The sequence below is a fragment of the Microbacterium sp. PAMC21962 genome, assembly GCF_019443465.1.
Classification (GTDB): Bacteria; Actinomycetota; Actinomycetes; order Actinomycetales; family Microbacteriaceae; genus Microbacterium; species Microbacterium hominis.
Genome location: NZ_CP080381.1, coordinates 3205817 through 3229980 on the forward strand (window position 1 = coordinate 3205817; position 24164 = coordinate 3229980).

General features: G+C 72.1%; 26 protein-coding genes and 1 riboswitch. Of the genes, 12 read left to right on the forward strand and 14 right to left on the reverse strand.

Features of this window, described 5'->3' with window-relative positions:
* Position 1 precedes the first annotated feature (1 nt).
* The 4 genes from efeB to KY498_RS15030 form a co-directional block, all read right to left on the reverse strand.
* Positions 2-1303, reverse strand: a complete 1302-nt coding sequence (efeB, locus tag KY498_RS15015; protein WP_191008974.1) for an iron uptake transporter deferrochelatase/peroxidase subunit — start codon at positions 1301-1303, stop codon at positions 2-4.
* Complete coding sequence (gene efeO, locus KY498_RS15020) at positions 1300-2529, reverse strand: iron uptake system protein EfeO (protein WP_060961023.1); 1230 nt, start codon at positions 2527-2529, stop codon at positions 1300-1302. Before efeO ends, efeB begins: the two co-directional genes overlap by 4 nt.
* Positions 2526-3455, reverse strand: coding sequence for an iron uptake transporter permease EfeU (gene efeU / locus KY498_RS15025; protein WP_061782041.1), 930 nt, complete (start codon positions 3453-3455; stop codon positions 2526-2528). Before efeU ends, efeO begins: the two co-directional genes overlap by 4 nt.
* Before the next feature lie 169 nt (positions 3456-3624).
* Positions 3625-5067 (reverse strand): XRE family transcriptional regulator, encoded by a 1443-nt coding sequence (locus KY498_RS15030; protein WP_060961021.1) that lies wholly within the window; start codon positions 5065-5067, stop codon positions 3625-3627.
* Between the two features lie 121 nt (positions 5068-5188).
* Between KY498_RS15030 and KY498_RS15035 the strand changes: the two genes are divergently transcribed.
* On the forward strand, positions 5189-7081 hold the full coding sequence (locus tag KY498_RS15035; protein WP_191008973.1) for a phosphoenolpyruvate carboxykinase (GTP): 1893 nt from the start codon (positions 5189-5191) through the stop codon (positions 7079-7081).
* A 6-nt stretch (positions 7082-7087) separates the two neighbouring features.
* Here KY498_RS15035 and KY498_RS15040 read toward each other — a convergent pair whose 3' ends face one another.
* The 3 genes from KY498_RS15040 to KY498_RS15050 are packed head-to-tail and all read right to left on the reverse strand — an operon-like array spanning position 7088 to position 8540.
* Positions 7088-7420 (reverse strand): hypothetical protein, encoded by a 333-nt coding sequence (locus KY498_RS15040; RefSeq protein WP_060961019.1) that lies wholly within the window; start codon positions 7418-7420, stop codon positions 7088-7090.
* Positions 7417-7989, reverse strand: a complete 573-nt coding sequence (locus KY498_RS15045) for a hypothetical protein (protein ID WP_061782042.1) — start codon at positions 7987-7989, stop codon at positions 7417-7419. Before KY498_RS15045 ends, KY498_RS15040 begins: the two co-directional genes overlap by 4 nt.
* A 5-nt stretch (positions 7990-7994) precedes the next feature.
* Positions 7995-8540: an RNA polymerase sigma factor gene (locus KY498_RS15050; RefSeq protein ID WP_060961017.1), complete on the reverse strand. Its 546-nt coding sequence runs from the start codon at positions 8538-8540 to the stop codon at positions 7995-7997.
* Between the two features lie 261 nt (positions 8541-8801).
* On the opposite strand from KY498_RS15050, the gene KY498_RS15055 reads away from it, so the two are divergent.
* The 6 genes from KY498_RS15055 to KY498_RS15080 all read left to right on the forward strand — a co-directional run bounded on the left by KY498_RS15055 (position 8802) and on the right by KY498_RS15080 (position 11158).
* Positions 8802-9221 carry an Asp23/Gls24 family envelope stress response protein gene (locus tag KY498_RS15055; protein WP_191008972.1) on the forward strand — a complete coding sequence of 140 codons (420 nt, stop codon included), beginning with the start codon at positions 8802-8804 and terminating at the stop codon, positions 9219-9221.
* On the forward strand, positions 9218-9415 hold the full coding sequence (locus KY498_RS15060; protein WP_191008971.1) for a DUF2273 domain-containing protein: 198 nt from the start codon (positions 9218-9220) through the stop codon (positions 9413-9415). Before KY498_RS15055 ends, KY498_RS15060 begins: the two co-directional genes overlap by 4 nt.
* Before the next feature lie 2 nt (positions 9416-9417).
* Positions 9418-9729 carry a hypothetical protein gene (locus KY498_RS15065; RefSeq protein WP_061782043.1) on the forward strand — a complete coding sequence of 104 codons (312 nt, stop codon included), beginning with the start codon at positions 9418-9420 and terminating at the stop codon, positions 9727-9729.
* A complete protein-coding gene (locus KY498_RS15070) occupies positions 9726-10328 on the forward strand; it encodes a DUF6286 domain-containing protein (RefSeq protein ID WP_191008970.1) in 603 nt (200 codons plus the stop codon). The genes KY498_RS15065 and KY498_RS15070 overlap by 4 nt, the downstream gene beginning before the upstream one ends.
* Positions 10325-10885 (forward strand): hypothetical protein, encoded by a 561-nt coding sequence (locus KY498_RS15075; RefSeq protein WP_191008969.1) that lies wholly within the window; start codon positions 10325-10327, stop codon positions 10883-10885. Before KY498_RS15070 ends, KY498_RS15075 begins: the two co-directional genes overlap by 4 nt.
* Positions 10886-10960: 75 nt before the next feature.
* Complete coding sequence (locus KY498_RS15080) at positions 10961-11158, forward strand: CsbD family protein (RefSeq protein WP_036314858.1); 198 nt, start codon at positions 10961-10963, stop codon at positions 11156-11158.
* Positions 11159-11218: 60 nt separating this feature from the next.
* On the opposite strand, the gene KY498_RS15085 is transcribed toward KY498_RS15080, so the two are convergent.
* Positions 11219-13135, reverse strand: coding sequence for an ABC transporter ATP-binding protein (locus tag KY498_RS15085; RefSeq protein WP_061782046.1), 1917 nt, complete (start codon positions 13133-13135; stop codon positions 11219-11221).
* A gap of 199 nt (positions 13136-13334) precedes the next feature.
* Between KY498_RS15085 and KY498_RS15090 the strand changes: the two genes are divergently transcribed.
* Genes KY498_RS15090 through KY498_RS15100 form a run of 3 tightly spaced genes read left to right on the forward strand, consistent with a single transcriptional unit; the run spans position 13335 to position 15969 of the window.
* Positions 13335-14276 (forward strand): ABC transporter ATP-binding protein, encoded by a 942-nt coding sequence (locus KY498_RS15090; RefSeq protein WP_060961009.1) that lies wholly within the window; start codon positions 13335-13337, stop codon positions 14274-14276.
* On the forward strand, positions 14273-15145 hold the full coding sequence (locus KY498_RS15095) for an ABC transporter permease (RefSeq protein WP_060961008.1): 873 nt from the start codon (positions 14273-14275) through the stop codon (positions 15143-15145). Before KY498_RS15090 ends, KY498_RS15095 begins: the two co-directional genes overlap by 4 nt.
* Positions 15142-15969: an ABC transporter permease gene (locus KY498_RS15100; RefSeq protein ID WP_060961007.1), complete on the forward strand. Its 828-nt coding sequence runs from the start codon at positions 15142-15144 to the stop codon at positions 15967-15969. Before KY498_RS15095 ends, KY498_RS15100 begins: the two co-directional genes overlap by 4 nt.
* Positions 15970-16051: 82 nt before the next feature.
* On the opposite strand, the gene KY498_RS15105 is transcribed toward KY498_RS15100, so the two are convergent.
* A complete protein-coding gene (locus tag KY498_RS15105) occupies positions 16052-17446 on the reverse strand; it encodes an MFS transporter (RefSeq protein ID WP_191008968.1) in 1395 nt (464 codons plus the stop codon).
* Positions 17447-17603: 157 nt separating this feature from the next.
* On the reverse strand, positions 17604-17954 hold the full coding sequence (locus KY498_RS15110; protein WP_060961005.1) for a hypothetical protein: 351 nt from the start codon (positions 17952-17954) through the stop codon (positions 17604-17606).
* 174 nt (positions 17955-18128) lie between these two features.
* Here KY498_RS15110 and KY498_RS15115 point away from each other — a divergent pair, with 174 nt between their 5' ends.
* Positions 18129-18413, forward strand: coding sequence for a GIY-YIG nuclease family protein (locus KY498_RS15115; RefSeq protein WP_191008967.1), 285 nt, complete (start codon positions 18129-18131; stop codon positions 18411-18413).
* 112 nt (positions 18414-18525) lie between these two features.
* Here the strand turns inward: KY498_RS15115 and ribH are convergent, their stop codons facing one another.
* The 4 genes from ribH to ribD are packed head-to-tail and all read right to left on the reverse strand — an operon-like array spanning position 18526 to position 21996.
* Positions 18526-18999 carry a 6,7-dimethyl-8-ribityllumazine synthase gene (gene ribH / locus KY498_RS15120; RefSeq protein ID WP_060961003.1) on the reverse strand — a complete coding sequence of 158 codons (474 nt, stop codon included), beginning with the start codon at positions 18997-18999 and terminating at the stop codon, positions 18526-18528.
* Positions 18996-20276, reverse strand: coding sequence for a GTP cyclohydrolase II (ribA, locus tag KY498_RS15125; RefSeq protein ID WP_191008966.1), 1281 nt, complete (start codon positions 20274-20276; stop codon positions 18996-18998). The genes ribH and ribA overlap by 4 nt, the downstream gene beginning before the upstream one ends.
* The gene (locus KY498_RS15130) at positions 20273-20917 is read right to left on the reverse strand and encodes a riboflavin synthase (protein WP_101306752.1); all 645 of its coding nucleotides are present in this window, start codon (positions 20915-20917) and stop codon (positions 20273-20275) included. Before KY498_RS15130 ends, ribA begins: the two co-directional genes overlap by 4 nt.
* Positions 20917-21996, reverse strand: coding sequence for a bifunctional diaminohydroxyphosphoribosylaminopyrimidine deaminase/5-amino-6-(5-phosphoribosylamino)uracil reductase RibD (ribD, locus tag KY498_RS15135; RefSeq protein WP_061782047.1), 1080 nt, complete (start codon positions 21994-21996; stop codon positions 20917-20919). Before ribD ends, KY498_RS15130 begins: the two co-directional genes overlap by 1 nt.
* A 71-nt stretch (positions 21997-22067) precedes the next feature.
* Positions 22068-22224: riboswitch (FMN riboswitch) on the reverse strand.
* Positions 22225-22355: 131 nt separating this feature from the next.
* Between ribD and KY498_RS15140 the strand changes: the two genes are divergently transcribed.
* The gene (locus tag KY498_RS15140; RefSeq protein ID WP_191008965.1) at positions 22356-24107 is read left to right on the forward strand and encodes a glycerol-3-phosphate dehydrogenase/oxidase; all 1752 of its coding nucleotides are present in this window, start codon (positions 22356-22358) and stop codon (positions 24105-24107) included.
* Positions 24108-24164: the final 57 nt, after the last annotated feature.

Here is a 24164-nt window from a genome sequence, read left to right on the forward strand (position 1 = left end):
GCTAGGCGAAGAGGCCGGCGCCCACGTACGAGCCCGCGGCGGCTCCCGGAGGAACGGCCCAGAGGCCGGAGCCGATGTGGCGGATGTACTCGTTGAGCAGGTCCGTCGACAGCGCTCGCTGCAGCGTGACGAACTGCTCGGGTGAGCGCTGGTACGCGAGGAAGAACAGGCCCGCGTCGAGCCGGCCGAGCTCGGTGTTGCCGTCGACGTAGTTGTACCCGCGCCGCAGGATGCGGATGCCGCCGTTGAGGTCGGGGTGCGCGAGCCGCACGTGGCTGCGCGCGTCGATCGCCGGCCGGCCGGTCGCGCCGACCGCGGAGAAGTCCGGAGCGCTCTGCTCCTCGCCTCCCGACAGGGGAGCGCCGTGGGCCTTGTCCCGACCGGTGATGCGCTCCTGCTCGCTCAGCCGCACGCGATCCCAGGTCTCGATGAGCATGGCGATCTTGCGCGCCACCAGGTAGGAGCCGCCCGTCAGCCAGGCGGGCCCGTCGCCGTCGCCGACCCACACATGGGCGTCGAGGGCGGCCTGGTCGTCGGCGAGGATGTTGGCGGTGCCGTCCTTGAACCCGAAGAGGTTCCGCGGTGTCGCCTGGTCGGCGGTCGTCTTCGAGGTCTTGCCGAACCCCAGCTGCGACCAGCGCAGCCGGGCGCGGCCGAAGGCGATGCGGCTGAGGTTGCGGATCGCGTGCACCGCCACCTGCGGATCGTCCGCGCACGCCTGGATGCAGAGGTCGCCGCCCGTGTGGTCGGGGGAGAGGTCCTCGCCGAGGAACGGCGGCAGCGTCGTCAGCAGGGCCGGCGCGCGGTCGGCGATGCCGTAGCGGTCGGTGCCGTCCGCGGCGGTGAACAGCGTCGGGCCGAAGCCGAACGTGATCGTGAGCCCGTTCGCGGCGAGCCCCAGCGCCTCGCCGGTGTCGTCCGGCGGCGCTTCGGGGGAGCCTCCGACGGCCCCGCTCGCCGAGACGTCGAGTCCCTGGGTCATCCGGGATGCGGCGTACGACCAGTCCTGCAGCAGCTCGATGAGGTCCGCGCGCGTGGTGCGGTCCATCATGTCGAACGAGGCGAAGTGCAGGTGGTCCTGCACGGGCGTCGTGATGCCCGCCTGGTGCGCGCCGTAGAACGCGTAGGGCGAGGCGGTGCCGGCCGCGCCGCGCGCCCGGCCGACCGCGACACCGGCGGCGGCGCCCGCTCCGGCGCCGACGGCGAGACCGGCGGCGCCGACGCCCGCGGCGAGGCCCAGGAGGCCCCGACGGCTCAGGCCTGCGCGCGGCGACGCGGCGTCGTCGGTGAGCTCCCCGCTCACTGCAGGATGGCGGACGTGAGCTTGGACAGCGGCTCCGCCAGCGCGTTGATGAGATCGGTGAGCTGACGCTTGTCGCTCTCGCTGAGCTCGCGGTAGTTCACGAAGCCGGCGCTGAGCGAGCCGTGCGTCGCGAGCGCCGCCTCGAGGTCGGCGTACCCGGCCTCGATCCGTCCCGCGAGCTGCGTGCCCTCGTCGCCCGAGGAGACGGCGAAGTCCTTGACGAGCGAGAACGCCATCTTCGAGCCTTCGACGTTGGCCGCGAAGTCGGCGAGGTCGGTGCCGCTCCACCAGTCCTCCTCGCCGCTGATCTTGCCCGTCGCGACCTCGTCGAGCAGGGCGATCGCCCCGTTGGAGATGCCGGCGACGCCCTGCTCGTCCAGTGCCGTCTGGAAGGCGTCGGAGTGCACGTACGCGTTCAGCTCGGCGACGTCGGCGATCAGCTTGTCGCCGTGAGTCGCGCGCTCGGCGGCGGTGGACGGAGCCCAGTCCTTCCACGCCGACGTGGCGCCGTCGGAGTTGAGCGCGTCCTGTGCCGGCACCCAGAGGTCCTTCTCGATGCGGTGGAAGCCCGTCCACTCGAGACCCTCCGCGACGGCATCCACCTCGCGGTAGTCGATGCGCGGGTCGAGGTCGCCGAGCGATTCCGCGACCGGCTCGATGCGCTCGTAGAACGCGCGCGTGCTCGCGAACAGCGACCGCGCCTTCTCGTCGTCGCCCGCGACGTAGGCCGCCACGAATGCGTCGACGGCGGGCACGAGCTGCTCGACCTGGTCCTTCACGAACGCCGCGTAGAGGCCGACGGCCTTCTGCTTCTGCTCCGCGTCGTCACCGGCCGCCGTCACGGCGTCGCCCGTGACCGAGAAGCCGGCCCGGCCGACGCCCTCGCCCACCATCCCCGGCTTGCAGAGCGTGAAGTAGTCCCCCGGCTGCGCGACGAGGGTCAGGGTGCGCGACGCGCCGGGCGCGATGTTCTCGACCTCTCCCACGATGCGCAGCCCGTCGTCGGCGAGCAGGTAGAACTCCGTCACCTGCGAGCTCGCGTTGCTCACCGAGAACGTCAGGGTCCCGCTCGTCGCGGTCGCCGTGGACACCTCGCACGACGTGTCGGTCGAGGTGACGGTGAGTGCGTCGGAGGCCGTGACGTCGCTCTTCGCGACGCAGCCGGCCAGCACGAGGGAGACGGCGCCGAGTGCGGCGACGGCGCCCCAGGTACGCATGCGGGTCATGATGCTCCTTGGTGGTGCGGAACGGGCGGGATCACGGGGGATGCCGCGGAACGGGCGGGCCGGCGGCGCAGGCCGCGGACGAAGAGGGTGCCGACGACGGCGAGGTAGAGCACCCAGGCGACGACCTGCAGCCAGGACATCTGCGGCATGAAGCCGACGGTCGCCTGGAGGAGGACGGCGAGCGGGCCGCTCGGCGTGATGGCCGCGCTGACGTCGAACGCCCAGCCGAAGGGGAAGGCCGACAGGCCGACAGCGACGTTGCCGGCCGCGTCGACCGGGGCGAGGGCGGAGAACGGTCCGGGAAGGGCGCCGGCCTCCTGCAGATCGTGGACGGCGTAGGCGAGCACCCCGGCGGCGACGATGACGAGGAACGCCCCCGTCCAGCCGAAGAACACGCGCAGGTCGAGCCGCACCATGCCGCGCGCGAGCAGCCACCCCAGCAGCACGGCGACCGCGAGTCCGAGCAGGGCGCCCGCGAGCGCCGTCGGGGTGTCGCCGAAGGACTGCACCATCGACCACAGCAGGAGGGTCGTCTCGATGCCCTCGCGCGCGACCGACACGAACCCGATCAGCACGATGCCCCACAGCCCGCCCGTGGCGAGCGCGCGGTCGATGCCGCCCTCCAGCGTGGCCTTCATGGTGCGCGCGGTGCGCTGCATCCAGAAGATCATCCAGGTGACCATCCCGACGGCGACCAGCGAGAGCAGGCCGCCGATCAGCTCCTGCGCCGTGAAGGTCAGGGCGTACGCGCCGAAGGTGAGGACGGCGCCGATGCCGACGGCGAGGGCGATGGCCAGCCCGACGCCGATCCACAGTCGCGGCAGCACGTCGCGTCGGCCGATGCGGCCCAGGTAGGCGACGAGGATGCCGACGACCAGCGCGGCTTCGAGGCCCTCGCGGAGGCCGATGAGGAAGGTGGCGAGCACAGATGCTTCTTCGGGTGAGGAGAAGAGAGGCCGGTGCCCGCTGCCCCATCGCAGTCCCACCGGGCCCCCGTTGACGGAGGATCCGGTGAGGTTAGGCGAACCTCACAAGATGCGAGGGTACACCGCCCGCGCGGCGACGCTCAACCCGCGCCCGTCGCGCGGCCGAGCCTCAGCCCTGCGCGTGCCGGTCGAGGAAGGCGTAGACCTCTCCGTCGTCGACGCCGGGGAAGGCTCCCCGCGGCAGCGGCGAGAACATCTGCATGTGCACCCGCGCGCTCGGCCAGGCGCGGCCGGCCCAGCGCTCGGTGAGCGCGGCATCCGGCCGGCGGCAGCACGACTCGTCGGGGCACGTGGAGCTCGCGCGCTTCTGCGTCTCGCGTCCGCGGAACCAGCGGGCGTCGTCGAACGGGACGCCCACGGTGATCGAATACTCGCCGTCGGCCGTGCGGCCCGTCTGGCTCGAGCACCAGAACGTCCCCGCCGGGGTGTCGGTGTACTGGTAGTGCTCGACGGTGCGGTTCTGCTCCGCGAAGGCGGACCGCGCGGCGAAGCGCCGGCAGACGACCTGGCCCTCGACCGACCCCGTGACATCCAGCGGCAGCGGCAGCCCGTCGTTCTCGTACGCGCGGCTGATCGCCCCCGACCCGTCGACGCGCAGGAAGTGCAGGCGGATGCCGATGTGCTGCGTCAGAAGGTTCGTCAGCCGCATCCCGGCCGCCTCGTGGGTGACGCCGAACGCGTCGCGGAAGTCTTCGACGGCGAGGTTGCGGTCCTTCTTGGCCTGGGCCAGGAAGGCGACCGAGGCCGTCTCGGGCATCAGGCAGCAGGCCGCGAAGTAGTTGATCTCGAGCCGCTGCTGCAGGAAGTCGGCGTAGTCGGTGGGCGGCGTGTGCCCCAGGAGGCGGTGCGCCATCGCCTGGAGCGCCATCGAGCGCAGTCCGTGGCCGCCGGGGATCGAGGCGGGCGGCAGGTAGATGCGTCCGTTCTCGAGATCGGTCACCGAGCGCGCCGAATGTGGCAGGTCGTCGACGTAGATGAGCTCGAAGCCCAGCTGGGAGGCCATGATGCTCACCGTGCGGTGGGTCAGGGCCCCCGTGACGTGGCCGGCCGCCTTCAGCTGCTTCTCCGCGAGCTTCTCGACATCGGGCAGGTAGTTGTCCTTCGCCCGCATGCGCAGGCGCAGCTCGGTGTTGGCGCGGCGCGCCTCCTCGGGCGTCGCGATGGCGGCACGCTCGCGACGCTGCAGTTCGCGGTGCAGGCCGAGCACCGACTCGATCGTCTCGTCGGTGGTCGCCTTCGTCACCCGGATCGACGGGATGCCGAGGGCCCGGAACACCGGCGAGGCCTGAGCGCGTTCCAGTTCGAGCTCGAGGGCCGCCCGGCGGTTCGGCGGCTCCGGGGAGAGCAGATCGGTGACGTCGGTGCCGGTCGCGCCGGCGATCGCCTGCAGCAGCGAGAGCTTGGGCTCGCGCTTGCCGTTCTCGATCAGGCTGAGCTGGCTGCCGGCGACACCGACCAGGCCGCCCAGCTCGTCGAGGGTCAGGCCGTGCGAGACGCGCTGGTGACGGATGCGGTGTCCGAGGGTCGACAGCTCGAGGGGGGTGGGCGCCATTCCTTGAGCATAGCGAAAGAAAAGCGATTCTTGACGCCGAGGTGGCTGATAATCGGGCGCATTCAGCCCGCACAGTGGAAGGGACGCACCAGACATCCGCTGCCACGCCGAAGGAGCTGACATGGCCATCGCCGACCTGTTCACCCGCCCCACCGCCGTTCTTCCCGCGGGCGGGAGCGCACCCGCTGCGCCCGCCCGGTTCGGACGGCGCCCCACGGCCGCCGGCGCGGGTCTCGAGGAGCTCTTCGCCTGGGTCGACGAGATCGCCGCTCTCACGCAACCGGCCCGCATCCACTGGGTCGACGGCTCGCGCGCCGAGAACGAGGCGCTGCTGCGCGAGCAGGTGGAGGAGGGCAAGCTCATCAAGCTCAACCCCGAGTGGCGCCCCGGCTCGTACCTCGCCCGCTCGCACCCGAGCGACGTCGCCCGCACCGAGGCGCGCACCTTCATCGCGTCGGCGCGGGAGGAGGATGCCGGCCCCACGAACAACTGGGTCGCCCCGGAGGAGATCCGCGCGACGATCACGCCGCTGTTCGAGGGATCGATGCGCGGGCGCACGATGTACGTCGTCCCCTTCTCGATGGGAGCCGTCGGCGGGCCGCTCTCGCACATCGGCGTCCAGGTCACCGACAGCGCCTACGCGGTCACCTCGATCGGGATCATGACCCGCGTCGGCACCGCCGTGCTGGAGCAGATCGCCGACGGCAAGCCGTGGGTGAAGACGGTCCACTCGGTCGGAGCCCCGCTGGCCCCGGGCCAGCAGGACGTGCCGTGGCCGTGCAACGACGAGAAGTACATCGTGCACTTCCCCGACACGCTCGAGGTGTGGTCGTTCGGCTCCGGCTACGGCGGGAACGCGATCCTGGCCAAGAAGTGCTTCGCCCTGCGCATCGCCTCCGTCATCGGACGCGACGAGGGCTGGCTCGCCGAGCACATGCTCCTCATCCGCGTCATCAGCCCGGAGGGGCGCAGCTTCCACCTCGCGGCGGCCTTCCCCTCGGCGTGCGGCAAGACGAACCTCGCGATGCTGCGTCCGACCATCCCGGGCTGGCGCGTGGAGACCCTGGGCGACGACATCGCGTGGCTGCGCCCCGGCGAGGACGGCCGGCTCTGGGCGATCAACCCCGAGGCGGGCTTCTTCGGGGTCGCGCCCGGCACGGGACAGTCGACGAACGTCGCGGCCGTGGAGACGCTCTGGGGCAACACGATCTTCACGAACGTCGCGCTGCGCCCCGACGGCGACGTGTGGTGGGAGGGCCTCACCGACGAGGTGCCGGACGAGCTCACCGACTGGGAGGGCAACCCCTGGACGCCCGCGTCCGGGCGGCCCGCGGCGCACCCGAACTCGCGCTTCACGGTGAGCGCGGGTCAGTGCCCGCAGATCGCTCCCGACTGGGAGGCCCCCGAGGGCGTGCCGCTGGACGGCATCCTCTTCGGCGGACGCCGGGCCACCAACGTGCCGCTGGTGGTCGAGGCCACCGACTGGACGCACGGCGTCTTCCTCGGCTCCAACATCTCCTCCGAGCGCACCGCCGCCGCCGAGGGGACCGTCGGCGAGCTGCGCCGCGATCCCTTCGCGATGCTGCCGTTCTGCGGCTACAACATGGCGGACTACTTCGGCCACTGGCTCGCGGTCGGCCAGCAGCTGCGGTTCGACCGCGCGCCGCGCATCTTCCAGGTGAACTGGTTCCGCAAGGGCGACGACGGCCGCTTCCTCTGGCCCGGCTTCGGCGACAACGCGCGCGTCATCGACTGGATCATCCGCCGCATCGAGGGCCGGGTGTCCGCCGTGGACAGCCCCATCGGGCGGCTGCCGCTCACGGACGACCTCAACCTCGCCGGCATCGAGGTGCCGCAGCGCGATCTGGACGCCCTCTTCGAGATCGACCGCGACCTGTGGCTGCAGGAGACCGACCTCACCGAGGAGTTCTACCGCACCTTCGAGGGCCGCGTCCCGGCCGCGCTCTACGCCGAGCTCGCGGCCCTGCGCTACCGCCTCCGGCGGGAGGCGTGAGCGGGCTCAGCCGGGGGTGATCCGGCTGACGCGCACCGTGACCCGGGCATCGGGGTCGCCGATCGCGTCGCGAACGCGTGCGGCGACCTCGCGGGACACCTCGGCGACGCGCCCCCCGGTCACGCCGATGCTCACCGTCGCCTCGACGGCGTCGGCACGACGCACGACGACGCTGTAGGCGCCGTCCGGCGCGACGGTCGCCCGCCACAGGCGTGCGGGCAGGGGCGCGGCGTAGTACAGCTCCGCGACGCCGGCGACGGCGCGCGCGGCGGCATCCACGGTCGCCGCCAGGTCGGAAGGGCGCAGGCCGTCCGCCGCGGGGATCGACAGGTCGCTCATCGCTCGTCCTCCCGCACCCGCAGCGAGTCGACGACCACGTCGATCTCGCCCACCGTCCACTCGGCGTACTCCTCCAGCGCGTGCCGCACGCGCGTGCGCACCCGGTCGGCGACGCCCGGCAGCCCGTCGCCGCGCAGGACGACGGCGTGCAGCACGCTGATCGTCATCCGCACGTCGACCCGCGCGGCGGTGTCGACGTCCACGTCGACGCGCTCCACGAGCACGCCCTCCACGTCGTCTCCCGCGTCGCGGACGAGTCCGCGCACCGCGCCCTCGGTGACGACGATGCGAACGGGCTCGTCGTCGATCAGCGGCAGGTCGCGTCCGGCCCGCGACTCGCGAGCCACCTCGCCGAGGATCTGCTGGAACCATGACTCCGACACGTCGGTGCGGGCGTCGTGCTCGACCAGCTCGCGCGACAGCGCCCCGAGCCGATCCATCGAGTCGAGGACGGCGCGGCACTGCGGATCGCCCTCGATGGCGGCGATCGCCGGGGTGCGCCCACGGTCGTGGTACGCGGCGAGCTCCTCGAGGGTGTGGCCCGACTCTCCGATCTCCTCGCGTGTCATCTCGTTCACCTCCAGTCCTGCATGCGGTCGTAGATGGTCGCGCGTGCGCGCGCCAGGCGGCCGCGGACGGCCGTGGCCGAGACGCCGAGCTCGCGGGCGATCTCGTCGTAGCCGTACCCGCTGACCTCGCGCAACAGCCACACGGTGCGCTGCTCGACCGGCAGGTCGTCCAGCACGCGCCGCAGCGTGTCCAATTGAGAGGATGCCACGGCGGACTCGTCGGGCGTCGGCTGCAGCGCTTCGGGCTCGGCATCCTCGATGGGCGTCGAGGGGCGCGCCGAGCGCAGCCGGTCGGTGGCCTTGCGGGCCACGATCGTCGACAGCCAGGAGCGCACGCGTGCGGGCTCGCGCAGTTCGGGCAGTCGCCGCCAGGCGACGATGAGCGCCTCCTGCACGCAGTCGTCGGCGTCGGCGCGCGAGCCGAGCAGGCGCGTCGCGAAGCCGATCAGGTACCCGCTGTGGCGACGCACGAGCACGGCGAAGGCGCGCTCGTCCCCGTCGGCGGCGCGCGCCGCGAGCACGCCGTCCTCGACGAGCGTCAGCGTCTCCACACGCGCTCCTTCCCCTGTGCTCCCTCGTGCCGCAGCGGCACGGTCCCCCCGGTCTACGACGACCGTGCCACGAACGCGGCGGCGCGCCAAGGGGTTGCGCGCGGCCTCCCGCAGCGTCTATGCGGACGGTGTCGGGGTCGCGTCCGGCATCGGCGTCACGGCACTCAGCGAACTGCCAGGGAATCGACCGTGACGATCGGGCCGCGGCGCCCGTCACACTCGTGAACGCCCTCACCCGAGGGTGCGGAAAGGACACAGATCATGGCCACCACGACCACCCCCACCCCGAACGCGGCTCCCGTCGCCGGCGGCGGCAAGACCGTCATCGTCGACCCCGTGATCGCGAAGATCGCCGGCATCGCGGCATCCTCCGTCCCCGGCGTGCACGCCCTCGGCGGCGGCGCCGCCCGCGTGATCGGCAGCATCCGCGAGGCCGTCGGCGCGAAGGACCTCGGCCAGGGCGTGAACGTCGAGGTCGGCGAGAAGCAGGTCGCCGCCGACATCACGATCGTCGCCGAGTACCCCGAGCAGCTGCAGCGCGTGGCCTCCGGCGTCCGCGCGGCCGTCGCCGACGCCATCACGGAGCTGGCCGGCATGGAGGTCACCGAGGTCAACGTGACCGTCGTGGACGTCCACATCCCGGGTGACGACGACGCGCCCGCCCCGGAGCGCGTCCAGTGACCGGCGCGAGCCCCACGGTGTGGGGCGCCGTCGCGGGCGCCGTCCTGGCCTTCGCCGTCCTGGCGTACGGGTTCTGGGGCATGGTGCTCGTGGCGGTGCTCGCCGCCCTCGGCGGTCTCATCGGCGCCGCGGTGTCGGGCCGCATCGACCTGCGCGCGGCGATCGACGCGGCCCGCGGACGGCGGGTGGGCTGATCATGGATGCCGCACGGATCCCCGGTCGGGTCACCATCGCCACACGGGCCTACGAGCGCGTCGCGGCGGCGGTGCTCGCCGATGAGCTGGGCGTCCCCGCTCGCGCGGCCCGCGCGAGCGTGCGCGACGCGGGCGGGGCGCTCGCCCTGGATCTCACCAGCGGCATCCGCGGCGACGCCGAGCCCATCGCCACCGGCGCCGCATCGGCGCGCACCCGCACCGGCGAGCGCGTGACCGAGCTCACCGGTGCCCGCGTCGGCGAGATCCGACTGCGCATCACACATCTCGTGACCGAAGAAAGGAGCGGCTCGTGAACACGACACCGACGACGGCGGACGCCGTCCCGGCGGAACGTCCCGACCGCGTCGAGCGGGCCGCTGCGAAGCGTCTGCAGGGGCGCTCGCGCGCCGTCTGGGTGGCCGTCGCGCTGCTGGTCGCCGCCGCGGTCGCGGTCCTGCTCGCCGTGGAGGCGGTGCTCGCCGCGCTCGGGCAGCCGCCCGCGCTCGTCGCCCCGGACGCCATCGGCGCCGCGCTGACCGGCGGCGGGACGACGGGGACGATCGTCGCCGCGACCGCCGCGGTGTTCGGCCTCCTGTGCCTCTGGGGTGCACTCGCCCCCGGGCGCACGCACCGCCGGGCCCTCGCCGCCGGGCGGGTGCCCCTGGTCGTCGACGACGCCGTCATGGCGGGCGCGCTGTCCCGCACGGCCGGCAGCGCCGCGGCGGTGGCCGCCTCCCACGTGACCACCCGGCTCGGCGGTCGCCGCGCCCGGGTCTCGCTCGCCCCGTCCACCGGCTTCCCGGTCGACCGTGAGCGGGTGTCGCGCGCGGCCGACGACCTGCTCACCGAACTCGGCGCCGCGCCGCGTCTGACGGCGCGGATCGACGTCGCCGCGGAAGGACGACTCTCATGACTCTCGGGGCCCGCGTCCTCAATCGCGCGATCCTGCTCCTGCTCGCACTCGTCGCCGGCGCGGTCGCCGTCACCGCCGCCTGGCCTGTCCTGGCGGGCGGGCAGCCGATGCCGCTGCTGGCACCGATCGCCGACGCCGTCCGCAGCATGGGGCTCGCTCCCCGCGCGCAGGCCGGGATCGCCGCCGGCATCCTGGCCCTGGGCGTCGTGATCGCTCTCGCGATCGTCCTCACCCGTGGCGAGCGCCACGTGCGTGCGGCCGTCGACGACGGGGGGATCGCCATCGACGACGGCGTCGTCGCCGACCTGCTGCGGCGCTCGCTGGCCGACGTGCCCGATGTGCTGACGGTGTCGGCGGTCACCCTCCGTCGTCGTCGCGGCCGTCTCGTGCGCGTCCGCGTGCAGGTGCGCCCCCGCGCCGACCTGGCACTCGTCCAGCGTCGCGTGTCCGCCGCCGTGGCCGACACCGATCGGCGCCTGGGGCTCGCCCTCCCGCTGGTCGTCCAGCTCACGGGCGGGCTGCGGTCCGCCTTCGCCCACGAGCGCCGCGTCGCCTGACGCCGTCGAACGTCCCCGACTGCCGGGGATCCCTGAGAAGAACACCCAGAACCACCACAGAGAAAGGAGACCCCCATGGGCCTCGCAGACGACATCAAGAACACCGCCGAGAACCTGACCGGCAAGGCCAAGGAGGCCATCGGCAACCTCACCGACAACGACAAGCTCGTCGCCGAGGGCAAGGCCGACCAGGTCAAGGCCCACGCGAAGGACGCGGCCGCCGACGTCAAGGACGCGGCGAAGGACGCGAAGGACGCGCTCGGCGGCAAGTGAGCCGACCGTGACACGCGAAGGGCCCGCCGACGTCGGCGGGCCCTTCGTCGTGTCGGCGGATCAGACCAGCAGCTGGTGCTTCGCCAGGTCGCGATACAGCGGCACGGTCTCCACGAGCTCGGAGTGCGTGCCCTGGCCCACCACGCGGCCGTGGTCCATCACCACGATCAGGTCGCTGTCGACGACGGTCGACAGGCGGTGGGCGATGACCACGAGCGTGCGGCCGGTCGCGACGGCGTCGATCGCCTCGCGCATGCGCTGCTCGTTCAGCCCGTCCAGCGACGAGGTGGACTCGTCCAGCAGCAGCACCGGGGGAGCGGCCAGCAGCGCCCGCGCGATCGCGAGGCGCTGGCGCTCGCCGCCGGAGAGCATGACGCCCGCCTCGCCGACGGGGGCCTCGAGTCCGAGGGGGGAGCGCTCCAGCACGTCGCCGAGGTTGACGGCGCGCAGCACCCGCTCGCAGTCCTCGTCGGAGGCCGTCGGCGACGCCAGCCGGAGGTTGTCGGCGATGGTGCCGGCGAGGGTCGGCGCATCCTGCTCGACGTAGCCGAGCTGGGCACGCAGTCGCGTGCGGTCGATGCCGCGGAGGTCGACGCCGTCGAGCAGGATCGCCCCGCCGGTGGGGTCGTAGAAGCGTTCGATGAGGGCCAGGGTGGTCGACTTGCCGGCTCCGGACGGCCCGACGAGGGCGACGCGGGCGCCGCGCGGGACACGGAAGGACACGCCCCGCAGCACTTCGCCCGGGGTGTCCGACACCTCGACGGTGGCGTCGGCGTGCGCCTCGGCGAGCAGGGCCGCGGCTTCCGCCTCCGAGCGGCGGCGCGCGCTGACCACGGCATCCGGGTAGGAGAACCGGACGTCGCGGAACTCGATCGTCGCCGGCGGCGTCTGGTCCTCGTGCGCGGCGGCCGTCGAGATCGGCGAGGTGCCGACGGCGACGGATGCCGCGACCTCCGCGTCGCACGCGGTCTCGGTGCGCAGATCCAGCACCTCCTGGATGCGCCCCAGCGCGCCGAGGGCCTGTCCGACGGAGGTGATCGCCCCGAAGAACGAGCCCAGGGGCTGGACGAGGAAGAAGAGGAACATCACGAACGTGACCAGCCCGGCGATCGTGATGGCGCCCGAGGCGACGCGGAACCCGCCGACGCCCAGGACCACCAGCAGCGACAGCTGCAGCGCGACGCCGGCGACCGGCACGACGAACGCCGACGCCTTCGCGACCTGCACGCCGGCCTCGTACGCGCCCCGCGCGGTGTGCTCGATGCTCTCGCGCTCGCGCTCCGAGGCCCCCGAAGCGCGGATCGTGCGAATCGATCCGACCGCGCGCTCGACGCCCGAGGCCAGCTCGCCGACCTTCTCCTGCTGCACGGCGGTCGCGCGACGGATGCGCCCGCTGAGGGCCACCACGACCGCGACCGACGCCCCCACGACGACGAGGATGAGCGCCAGCAGCACCGGATCGATGATGAGCATCGCGACGATCGCGCCGACGAAGATGAGCGCATTGCCGATCGAGTCGGCGAGGCCCTGGGTGAGCACGGCGTACAGCAGCGTCGTATCGGTGCCGACGCGCGAGACGAGGTCTCCCGTGCGACGCGCGTCGTACTCCTGCACCGGCAGGTGCAGCAGCTGGGCGATGAGGCGGCGGCGGCTCGAGTAGACGACCGCGGTGCCCGTGCGCTGCAGCAGGAAGTGCTGGATGCCGCTGATCACCGACGACGCGACGACGAGGCCCACCAGCACCCAGACGAGCACCCCGAGCGGATCCTCCTTCTGCACCCGGTCGATGACCTGGCCGACGACGAGCGGCTGGGCGAGCGTCGCGACCGCGGCGAGCACGCTGAGCACGGCCACGACGACGAGCACACCCTTCTGCTCGAAGACGAAGGGGAGGAGCTGTCGCAGGCTCGCGCGGGGCCCATCGTCGGCGGGACGGCGGCGGCTGCGGGACGGGCGGGTGGTGCTGGCAGAAGACATGGGAGCTTTCGGGCGGTGTTCGGGTGCCTCTATCTTCTCTCTCGGCGGCGCCGCGCGGGGTCACCCTCCCGCTTCCCGCACATCCGGATGCCGAGTGACGCCCATCCGTCCCCCGGTGTCGCCACCCGCCGTCGCTCGCGACATCGCGGGACGGATGAACGGTGCGTGCCCTGTCGGAGGCCGCGGATAGGGTGGACCGGTGCCCGCTCCTGTCATCTCCGCTCGTCACCTCGTGAAGTCCTACAAGGTCAAGGGGAAGCCCGACTTCGTCGCCGTCGACGGTCTCAGCTTCGAGGTCGCGCCGGGGGAGTCGTTCGGTCTGCTGGGCCCGAACGGGGCCGGCAAGTCGACGACCATGAAGATGATCGGCGCCGTCTCCACCCGCACCGCGGGCGAGCTGCAGATCCTCGGACTCGACCCCGACCGATACGGCCCCGAGATCCGCTCGCGGCTCGGCGTCGTCCCGCAGCAGGACAACCTCGACGGGGAGCTCAACGCCCGCGAGAACCTCTACATCTACGGGCGGTACTTCGGTCTTCCCGGCAAGGTCTGCCACGAGAAGGCCGATGAGCTGCTCGCCTTCGCGCAGCTCGAGGACAAGGCGAAGAACAAGGTCGACCAGCTCTCCGGCGGCATGAAGCGCCGCCTCACGATCGCCCGCGGACTCATCAACGACCCTCGCATCCTCCTGCTGGACGAGCCGACGACGGGCCTCGACCCGCAGGCGCGCCACGTGCTGTGGGATCGCCTGTTCCGTCTCAAGGAGCGCGGCACGACACTCGTGCTGACCACGCACTACATGGACGAGGCCGAGCAGTTGTGCGACCGGCTCATCGTCGTCGACAAGGGACGCATCATGGCCGAGGGCACCCCGGCATCCCTCATCCGCGCGCACTCGAGCCGCGAGGTGCTGGAGGTGCGCTTCGGCTCCGATCGCAACGCCGTCGTCGCCGAGAGCCTCGCCGGCATCGGCGACCGCGTCGAGGTGCTCCCCGACCGCATCCTGATCTACGCCGACGACGGCGAGGCGGCCCTCGAGCGCGTCACCGCCCAGGGTCTGGAGCCGATCACCTCGCTCGTTCGTCGTTCGTCGCTGGAGGACGTGTTCCTGCGGCTCACGGGAAGGTCGCTGATCGAATGAGCGCGCCGCAGACGGATGCCGGGACGCATCCGAGCCTCGACGAGCTGCGTGCCGAGGCGATGGCGTGGGGACGCAAGCCCCGCCGGCGCGGCAGCTGGTACGTCACGGAGCACATGGTGCGCGCGATGCGCGCCTACGGCTGGACGATCATCGTCGGCGCCGTCGGGCAGCCGATCCTGTACCTCCTCGGCCTCGCGGTGGGCCTGGCCGCGCTCATCCGCGTGCCGATCGTCGACCACGGGCAGGAGGTCAGCTACCTGATGTTCGTCGCGCCGGCGCTGCTGGCGACGGCGACGATCTCGGTGGCCAGCGAGGAGCTGACGTATCCGGTCATGGCGGGTTTCAAGTGGCGGCGCTACTTCTACGGCTTCAACGCGTCGCCGCTGTCGAGCCCGCAGATCGCGAACGGCGTGGTCGCGGGGGCGACGGCGCGCATGGTCGTCGCCTCGGCCGCGTACTACCTGATCGTCTGGCTGCTGCCGTTCGGGGCGGTGCCGCATCCCGCGACGGGGTGGCTCGCGGTGTTCGCCGGTGTGCTGGCGGGGCTCGCCTTCGGCATCCCGCTCATGGCGTACGCGGGGTCGATCGAAGACGACAAGGGGCAGTTCGCCCTCGTGCAGCGCTTCCTCTTCATGCCGATGTTCCTGTTCTCCGGCACGTTCTACCCGCTGGACTCGCTGCCGCTGTGGTTGCAGTGGATCGGGTGGGTCTCGCCGCTCTGGCACGGCGCCGAACTCGGTCGCGTCGCCACCTACGGTGCGGCGGTGGACCCGGTGATGGTCGCGGTCCACCTCGTCTACCTGCTCGCCCTCGCGGTGGTCGGCTACCTGTTCGCCCGCCGCGTCTTCACCGAGAGGCTCGCGAAATGAGCGCCGTCGTCGAGGTGCCCTCCACCGCGGCCCGCCGCGGCGGCGTCCGCGCGCTGTGGGCGGGCAACCCGGGCGCCGTCGTGCAACGCGGGCTCATCGCGGCCCGGTCGTCGAGTTGGGCGGTCGTGCTCTCCGGCTTCTTCGAGCCGGTGTTCTACCTGGCCTCGATGGGCATCGGCCTCGGCGCGCTCATCGGTGACGTCGAGACCACCCAGGGCGCGAGCGTCAGCTACGCCGCCTTCATCGCCCCGGCGCTGCTGGCGGTGTCGGCGATGAACGGCGCCATCTACGACTCCACGTGGAACGTCTTCTTCAAGCTCAACTACGGCAAGCTCTACGAGGGGATGCTCGCGACGTCGCTCGGACCGCTCGACGTCGCCCTGGGCGAGATCCTCTACGCGCTGCTGCGCGGACTCGCCTACGCGACCGGGTTCATGATCATCATGCAGGTCCTCGGGCTCAACCTCGCCTGGACCGCGGTGCTCGCCCTGCCCGCGGTCGTGCTGATCGCCTTCGGCTTCGCGAGCCTCGGCATGGCCGTCACGAGCTACATGAAGACGTTCCAGCAGATGGACTGGATCAACTTCGTGCTCCTGCCGATGTTCCTGTTCTCCGCCACGTTCTACCCGATCACGGTCTACCCCGGCTGGGTGCAGCAGATCGTCATGGCCCTGCCGCTGTGGCACGGGGTGGAGCTGATCCGCGGGCTCACGACCGGCATCCTGAGCGTCGACATGCTCTGGCACGTGCTCTACTACCTCGTCATGATCGCGATCGGGCTCGTGTTCACGACCAAACGGCTGCGCGCGCTGTTCCTCGACTGAGCTCGCCGCGGCACGCACGACGTGAGACGACGGATGCCGCGGTCCCCCCGGGCCGCGGCATCCGCCGGTCGTCGCCGAAGGCTCAGAGCGAGCCGGTCTCGCCCAGGCCGATGTTCGTCTCGTAGTCGACGTCCTTGGTCTCGCGGGACAGCACCAGGGCGATGAGGGTGAGCACCGCCGAGCCCGACAGATACAGGCCGACCAGCCACGGCTCGCCGCCGGCCGCGGCCCAGAGGGCGAGAGCGATCGAGGGGGCGATGGCCGCGCCGAGGATCGACGAGACGTTGTACGCGATCGCCGAGCCGGTGTAGCGGACATTGGTCGGGAAGAGCTCCGGCAGCACGGCGCCCATCGGCCCGAAGGTGGCCCCCATCAGCATGAAGCCGAACACGAGGAAGGCCTGCACGAGCGCGCCGGTGAACTTCGGGTCGACGGCCGGGAGGAGGAACACGTTGAAGGTGAGTCCGAGCACACCGATCAGCGCGGTCACCCAGATGAGGAGCTTCCGCCGCCCCACGGCATCCGCGATGGGACCCGACAGCAGCGTGAAGACGCCGAAGAACACGACACCGATGATCTGCATGATCACGAAGTCGGTGTAGCCGAAGCCGAGCCCGGGGACGGGGGCGTCGGCGGCCTTCGTGCCGTAGGCGAGGGTGAAGCTCGTCATCAGATAGAAGAGCACGTAGGTGGCGAGCATGATGAACGTGCCGAGGACCAGGTTCTTCCCGTGCCCGCGGACGACCTCGCCCAGCGGGAACCGGCGGATCGCGCCCTTCTTCTCGGCCGCGGTGAACGTCGTCGACTCCACGAGCTTCAGACGCACCCAGAGACCGATGATCACCATCACCGCCGAGAACAGGAACGGCACGCGCCAGCCCCAGGAGAGGAAGGCGTCCGAGCGCTGCAGGGGGCCGTCGGGGTGGGGGAGGGCGAAGTTGATCACGAGGAACAGGGTGTTGGCGATGATGAAGCCGATGGGGGCGCCCAGCTGCGGGAACGTGCCGTACCACGCGCGCTTGCCCTTCGGGGCGTTCTCGGTGGCCACGAGGGCGGCGCCCGACCACTCGCCGCCGAGGGCGAAGCCCTGGAAGAGGCGCAGGATCAGCAGCAGGAAGGCCGCCCACCAGCCGATGCCGGCATAGGTGGGCAGGCATCCGATGAGGAAGGTCGCGATGCCCATCGTGAGCAGAGACGCGACGAGCGTGGCCTTGCGGCCGAAGCGGTCGCCGAAGTGACCGAAGACGACGGCGCCGATCGGGCGGGCGATCATCGCGGCGCCGAAGACGGCGAACGACGACAGCAGGGCGGTGGTCTCGTCGCCGGTCGGGAAGAAGAGCACCGGGAACACGAGAACCGCGGCGGTCGCGTAGACGTAGAAGTCGTAGAACTCGATGGTGGTGCCGACGAGGCTCGCGGTGATGACGCGGGCGCGGGAGTTGGCGGGTGCGGCGGGGGCCGCGGTGGCTGCGGACATGCGGAGTGAGCTACCTATCGATGGGGTGTCGAAGGTCCTCGTGGGACGCGCCGGTGGTGGGCGTCCGGGGCAGGGGTGTGTGCGGCGGGCGCCGCGACGATGGGGGCACCGGGGCGCCGGCAGGTTCCCGGCGCACGGCCATCGAGTCTACGCCGGGTCAGCGCCAGAGCACGGCCAGGGCCGCGTTGAGGAAGGTGAGGATGCCGACGAGCCAGAACAGTGCCGCCGGTGCCGCGCCGGCCTTGCGCTGGCGCGCGGTGCCGATGCCCAGGACGGCGCCGATCGCGAGCAGCACGATGAGCTTCACGCCGAGCTTGGTGTAGTTCAGCGGGTGGTCGATGCCCCACGGGGCGGCGAGGGCGAGCCCCGCGACGGCGGCGATGACCATGCCCCACGTCATCAGTCGCGTGATGCGCCGCTGGCCCACCGCCTCCACGACCCAGGCGCCGAAGAGGATCGCGAAACCGGTGAGGTGGACGAGGACGACGGCGTGACGCAGGATCTCCATGCCTTCAGCCTAACTGATGGCGTGCGGATCCGCGCCCCCCGCCCGCCGCGCGAGCACAGCGAGTCGAACGTGTTCCCTCTCCCCGGTCGTTGAGCGAGCGCAGCGAGTCGAAACGCGTTCCCGGGCTGTGGACAACGCTCCCGGCATCCGCACGGCCCCCGGTACCGTCGCGGGATGCCGTTCGTCTACATGCTGCGGTGCGCCGACGGCACGCTCTACGTGGGCAGCACGATCGATCTCGATCGGCGCGTCGCGCAGCATGCGGCGGGAGAGGGAGCCGTGTACACGCGCCGGCGTCTGCCCGTGGAGCTGATCTGGAGCGAGAAGATGGCGCGCGTCGCGGACGCGTTCGCCTGGGAGAAGCGGCTGCAGGGGTGGAGTCACGCGAAACGTCTCGCCTACGCCGAGGGCGGTATCGAGGCGGTGCGGCGGTGGAGTGCCCGCCATCGCGGCGACTGAGGGCGTTTCGACTCGGCCCTGCGGGCCTCGCTCAACGACCGGGGGGAGAGGTCCGCACCCCCGGTCGTTGAGCGAGCGGAGCGAGTCGAAACGCGTTCCCCCGCGCAGCGCGTCAGCCGCGCAGGCGCCGCAGCAGCAGGGCCGTCCGCAGCGCGGCATCCGCCGCCTCGGCGCCCTTGTCTTCCTTCGACGCGGGAAGACCCGCGCGGTCGAGGCCCTGCTGCTCGTCGTCCAGGGTGAGCACCCCGAACCCGACCGGCTTGCCGGTGTCGAGGGCGACGCGGGTGAGCCCGTCGGTGGCCGCGGACGAGACGAACTCGAAGTGCGGCGTGCCGCCACGGATGATCACGCCGAGCGCCACCACCGCGTCGGCACCGGCGTCCAGCGCCGCCTTCGCCGCGACGGGCAGCTCGAACGAGCCGGGGACGCGTTCGAGGCTCCACGACGCGCCGGATGCCGAGAGCACGCGCTCCGCGCCGGCGATGAGGCCGTCGGTGATGACGTCGTGCCAGAGGCCCGCGATGACGACGACCCGCAGTCCCGTGGCGTCGATCGGGGCGGTCTGGGGGGCTCCGTGGCCGCTCATGCGTGCTCCTCCGTGCTGTGCGCGAGAGCCGCGTCGAGCTCGTCCGCGCTGATGATGTGGCCCATGCGATCGCGCTTGGTGGCCAGGTACTGGTGGTTGTTGGCGCCGACGCCGACCAGCAGCGGCACCTGCTCGACGATATCCAGTCCGAGCTCGCGCAGCTGCTTGACCTTGTCGGAGTTGTTCGTCAGCAGGCGGATGCGGTCCACGCCCAGATCGGCGAGGATGCCGCCGGCCGCCGCGTAGTCGCGCGCATCGGCGGGAAGTCCCAGAGCCAGGTTCGCGTCGACGGTGTCGAGCCCCCGCTCCTGCAGGCTGTACGCACGCAGCTTGTTGATGAGACCGATGCCCCGGCCCTCGTGTCCGCGCATGTAGACGACGACCCCGCCGTCCTTCTCGATGCGATCCAGCGCCGCGTCCAGCTGCGGTCCGCACTCGCACTTGAGCGAGCCGAAGGCCTCGCCCGTCAGGCACTCCGAGTGCACGCGCACGAGCGGGGCGTCCTCGGTGAGGTCGCCGGAGACGACGGCGATGTGGTCGGTGCCGGTGACGCGATCCTTGTAGGCGAGGAAGCGGAACGTGCCGTGCGAGGTGGGAACGGTCGCCTCGGCGCGCAGGCTCACCCGGCGCTTCTGCGCCGCGGGAGAGGGCGCCGCGATGGCCGCGGGCTCGACCTCGTCGAGGTAGCCGATGAGCTGCTCGATCGTGATGACGGGCACGCCTTCGCGAGCGCCCATCTCGAGCAGACCCGGAAGCCGCATCATCGACCCGTCCTCAGCGACCACCTCGCCGATCGCGGCGACCGGCTGCAGGCCCGCGAGGCGCATGAGCTCGACTCCGGCCTCGGTGTGGCCGGCCCGCTCGCGCACGCCGCCGTCGACGGCGCGCAGCGGCAGGATGTGCCCCGGTCGGATCACCGACGACGGCACGGATGCCGGGTCGGCGAGCACGTTGAGGGTGTGCGAGCGGTCGGTGGCGCTGATCCCGGTCGAGACACGGTCGGCGGCGTCGACGCTGACCGTGTAGGCGGTCCCGCGGGCGTCCTCGTTGACCGCGACCATCGGCGGCAGGTCGAGACGGTCCGCCCACTCGGCGGGCATCGGCGCGCAGATGAACCCGCTCGACCAGCGGATGGTCCATGCCAGCCATTCGGGCGTCGCGAGCTGCGCCGACAGGATGATGTCGCCCTCGTTCTCGCGGTTCTCGTCATCGGCGACGATGACCGGCCGCCCCGCGCGGAGGGCATCGAGGGCTTCGGGGATGGTCGACAGGCTCATCGTGAGCCCCCTTCGTTCGTGTTCTCGGGAGAGGTCGGGGTGAAAGCGAGGAGGCGCTGGACGTGACGCGCCAGGATGTCGGTCTCGAGGTTGACGCGGTCGCCGGCCACCCGGTCGCCGAGCGTCGTCGCCTCGAGCGTCTCGGGGATGAGCGACACTTCGAACCAGGCCTCGGAGGCCGCGGCATCGGAGGCGTTCGACACCGTGAGCGAGACGCCGTCGACCGCGATCGACCCCTTGTCGACGACGAGGGGTGCGAGCTCCGCGGGCAGCGAGATGCGGATGACGCGCCACTCGGCACCCGGCCGCACCTCGAGCACGGTCCCGGTGCCGTCGACGTGCCCCTGCACGATGTGTCCGCCGAGGCGCCCGTGCGCGGCCATGGCGCGTTCGAGGTTGACACGGGTTCCCGGGCCGAAAGCGCCCAGCGTCGCCATGTCGAGGCTCTGGCGCATGACGTCGGCCGTGAACCAGTCGTCGCCCTGGTCGACGACGGTCAGGCACACGCCGCTGACCGCGATCGAGTCGCCGTGGCCGGCGTCGGACACCGACAGCGGCGCCCGCACGGTCATCCGCACGCCGTCGCCCGACGGTTCCACCGCGACGATCTCGCCGCGCTCTTCGATGATTCCGGTGAACATCAGTCCTCTTCCTCCGTGGTCGCGGTGTGGGCCTCGTGCGCCGAGCGCAGATGCCCGACGATGAGCAGGTCGTCGCCGAGCCGTTCGACGGATGCCGTGGCCAGCCGGCGCTGCCCCGTGATCGTCGCGACGCCGATGTCGCCGACCGCGAGCCGCGGTCCGCCGATCAGCGTGGGCGCGATGTAGACGAGCAGCTCGTCGACGAGCCCCTCGCGGACGAACGACGACGCCAGGGTCGGTCCGCCCTCGACGAAGACGCGGTGCGCGCCCAGCTCGCGGAGCCGGTCGAGCAGGTCGGCGAGGTCATCGCCCTCGTCCTGCATGAACGGGCGCGGATGCCGCCGGACGCGGGCATCCAGGGGCGTGGCGCGCGTGCCGACGACCACGGGTCGCGGCTGGTCGTCGTAGAGCGTGCCGTCGGGCCGGCGTGCCGTCAGCGCGGGGTCGTCGGCGAGCAGCGTGCCCGTGCCGACGAGGATCGCATCGGCGACGCTCCGGCGGCGGTGCACGTCGGCCCGCGCCTGCGCACCGGTGATCCACTGGCTCGTGCCGTCGGCGGCCGCCGCGCGCCCGTCGAGGGACTGTGCCCACTTGAGCGTCACGTGCGGTCGGCCGAGGCGCTGCACCGTCAACCACGAGTCGAGCAGCGCTTCGCCCTCGTCCCCGCCGACGCCGCGGATCACCTCGACGCCCGCGGCGCGCAGCCGCTGCGCACCCCCCGAGGACTGCTCGCCGGGATCGTCGACGGCATAGACCACGCGGGCCACGCCGGCAGCGATGAGCGCCTCGCTGCACGGGCCCGTGCGGCCCGTGTGATTGCAGGGCTCGAGGGTGACCACGGCGGTGGTGCCGCGCGCGGCATCCGCGCCGGAGCGTGCGGTCAGTCGGGTGAGCGCGTCCACCTCGGCGTGAGCCGTGCCCGCCCCGCGATGCCAGCCCTCGGCGAGCACCTGTCCGTCGGGAGAGAGGATGACGGCCCCCACCTGGGGATTGACCCCTCGCGGGCCCCGCCGTGCGATCTCCAGGGCGCGCCGCATGGCACGGTCGATCACCGTGTCGTCGCGGTCTGTCGCTGCCATCCGTCGTCCTCCACCTGAGGCTCCGGGGGCGCGTTCGACACCGCAGACGACGCGTCCGCGTACGGATCGTCGTCCGTGCTGCCTCCCATCCGGACTAGCGCTCGGGCCCCGCAGGGCCTTCGCACATCACCGTCGGTTCCGGAATCCCACCGGATCAACCCCCTGGTGAGAGGGGGCTCGCGGACTGTCACCGCCGGTTCGGATTCACACCGACCCCGGAGCACGTTTCTTGCACTTGATCCTAGTCAACGCGCGGATGCGGATTTCATTCCGTGTCGGTCGGAGGATTCCGCGCGGCCGCCCAGCGATCTCCCCGCCCCGCGGCCTAGCCTGGAGGCACACACGACGGGGAGGCGACGATGGCTCACGACACCAGCGGCACGCAGGGGAGCGACGATGTGCGCGGGGCGGCTCGTCTTCGTGAGCGCCCCTTCGCCGACGTGCTCATCATCGGCGGCGGCATCAACGGGCTCGCGACCTTCCGCGACCTCGCACTGCAGGGCGTCGACGTGACTCTCGTCGAGCGCGGAGACGTCGTCTCGGGAGCATCGGCGGCCTCGAGCCACATGATCCACGGCGGCATCCGCTACCTCGAGAACGGCGAGTTCCGCCTCGTCCACGAGGCCGTCACCGAGCGCAACGCGCTGCTGCGGACCGCGGCGCACTACGTCCGGCCGCTGCAGACGACCATCCCGATCGGCTCGACCTTCTCCGGTGTCCTGTCGGCTCCGTTGCGGTTCCTCCGGCACGGCGCCGGGAAGCGCCGGGAGCGGGGAGCGGTGCTCATCAAGATCGGCCTCGTGATCTACGACTCGTTCTCCCGCGGCGGCGGACTCTTCGGGGGAGGCGCGGTGCCGCGCCACGCGTTCCACGGCCGGTCCGCCTCGCTTCGGCAGCTGCCGCGGCTCAACCCCGCCACCCGCTACACCGCGACGTATTGGGACGCCTCCCTCCACGACCCGGAGCGACTCGCGATCGACGTCCTGCGCGACGGGCTGCGCGCCGGAGCGGCGGGCGACCGGGCGCGCGTCGCGACCTACACGGCCGCCGTCGGCCACGACGACGGCAAGGTGGTGCTCCGCGACGCCGATTCCGGAGCGGAGTTCGTGTTCTCGGCATCCGTCGTCGTGAACGCGTCGGGACCGTGGACCGACCTCACCAATCGCGTCCTCGGCGACGACACGCATGACATGGGCGGGACCAAGGGCTCGCACATCGTGCTGGACAACGAGGAACTGCTCGAGGCGACCGCCGGCCGCGAACTGTTCTTCGAGCACTCCGACGGCCGCATCGTGCTCATCTACCCGTTGAAGGGACGCGTGCTCGTGGGCACGACCGACCTCGAGCACGACATGGGCGCGCCGATCGTCTGCACCGACGACGAGATCGACTACTTCTTCGAGTTGATCGGCCACGTCTTCCCCACGATCGCCGTCGATCGCTCGCAGATCGTGCACCGCTTCGCCGGCGTGCGCCCGTTGCCCGGACACGGCGACGTGGCCCCCGGTTTCGTCTCGCGCGACTACCGGATCGAGGCCGAGCTGATGCCCGGCAGCGACGCGCCGACCGTCCTCAGTCTCGTGGGCGGCAAATGGACCACCTTCCGCGCCTCGGCCGCCCACCTCACCGACCGGGTGCTGGAGGTGCTCGCCCGCCCGCGGACACGAACGACGAAGGGGCTCGCCATCGGCGGCGGCGTCGGCTATCCGACGTCCGAGCGCGCCCGCCGACAGTGGGTGCTGGCGCACGCCGGCGCGGTGGACCCGGCGCGCGTCGCCGTCCTCCTCGATCGCTACGGCACGATCGCCGCGGAGGTCATCGCCGCGACGGGCGCCGACGACGTCCCCCTGCGGACGGCGCCGGACTACACGCGCGACGAGTTGCGTCACCTCGCCCGCACCGAACTGGTCGTGCACCTCGAGGACGTGCTCCTGCGTCGCACCGATCTCGCCTTCCGGGGCCGCGCCGACCGGACCGTCGCCGTCGAGATCGCCGACGCGATCGCACCGGTCATGGGGTGGGATGCCGCCGCGCAGGCGGCCGAGGTCGATCGCGCGCTCGCCGCGGTGCACGCCGCCGATCCGGCCTGGCAGCCGGCGGTGGCGCGCTGAGCGCGCGGCGACCGCACCGGCTCCGCCGCTACGGCGCTCGCGTTCCCGGACGTCGCG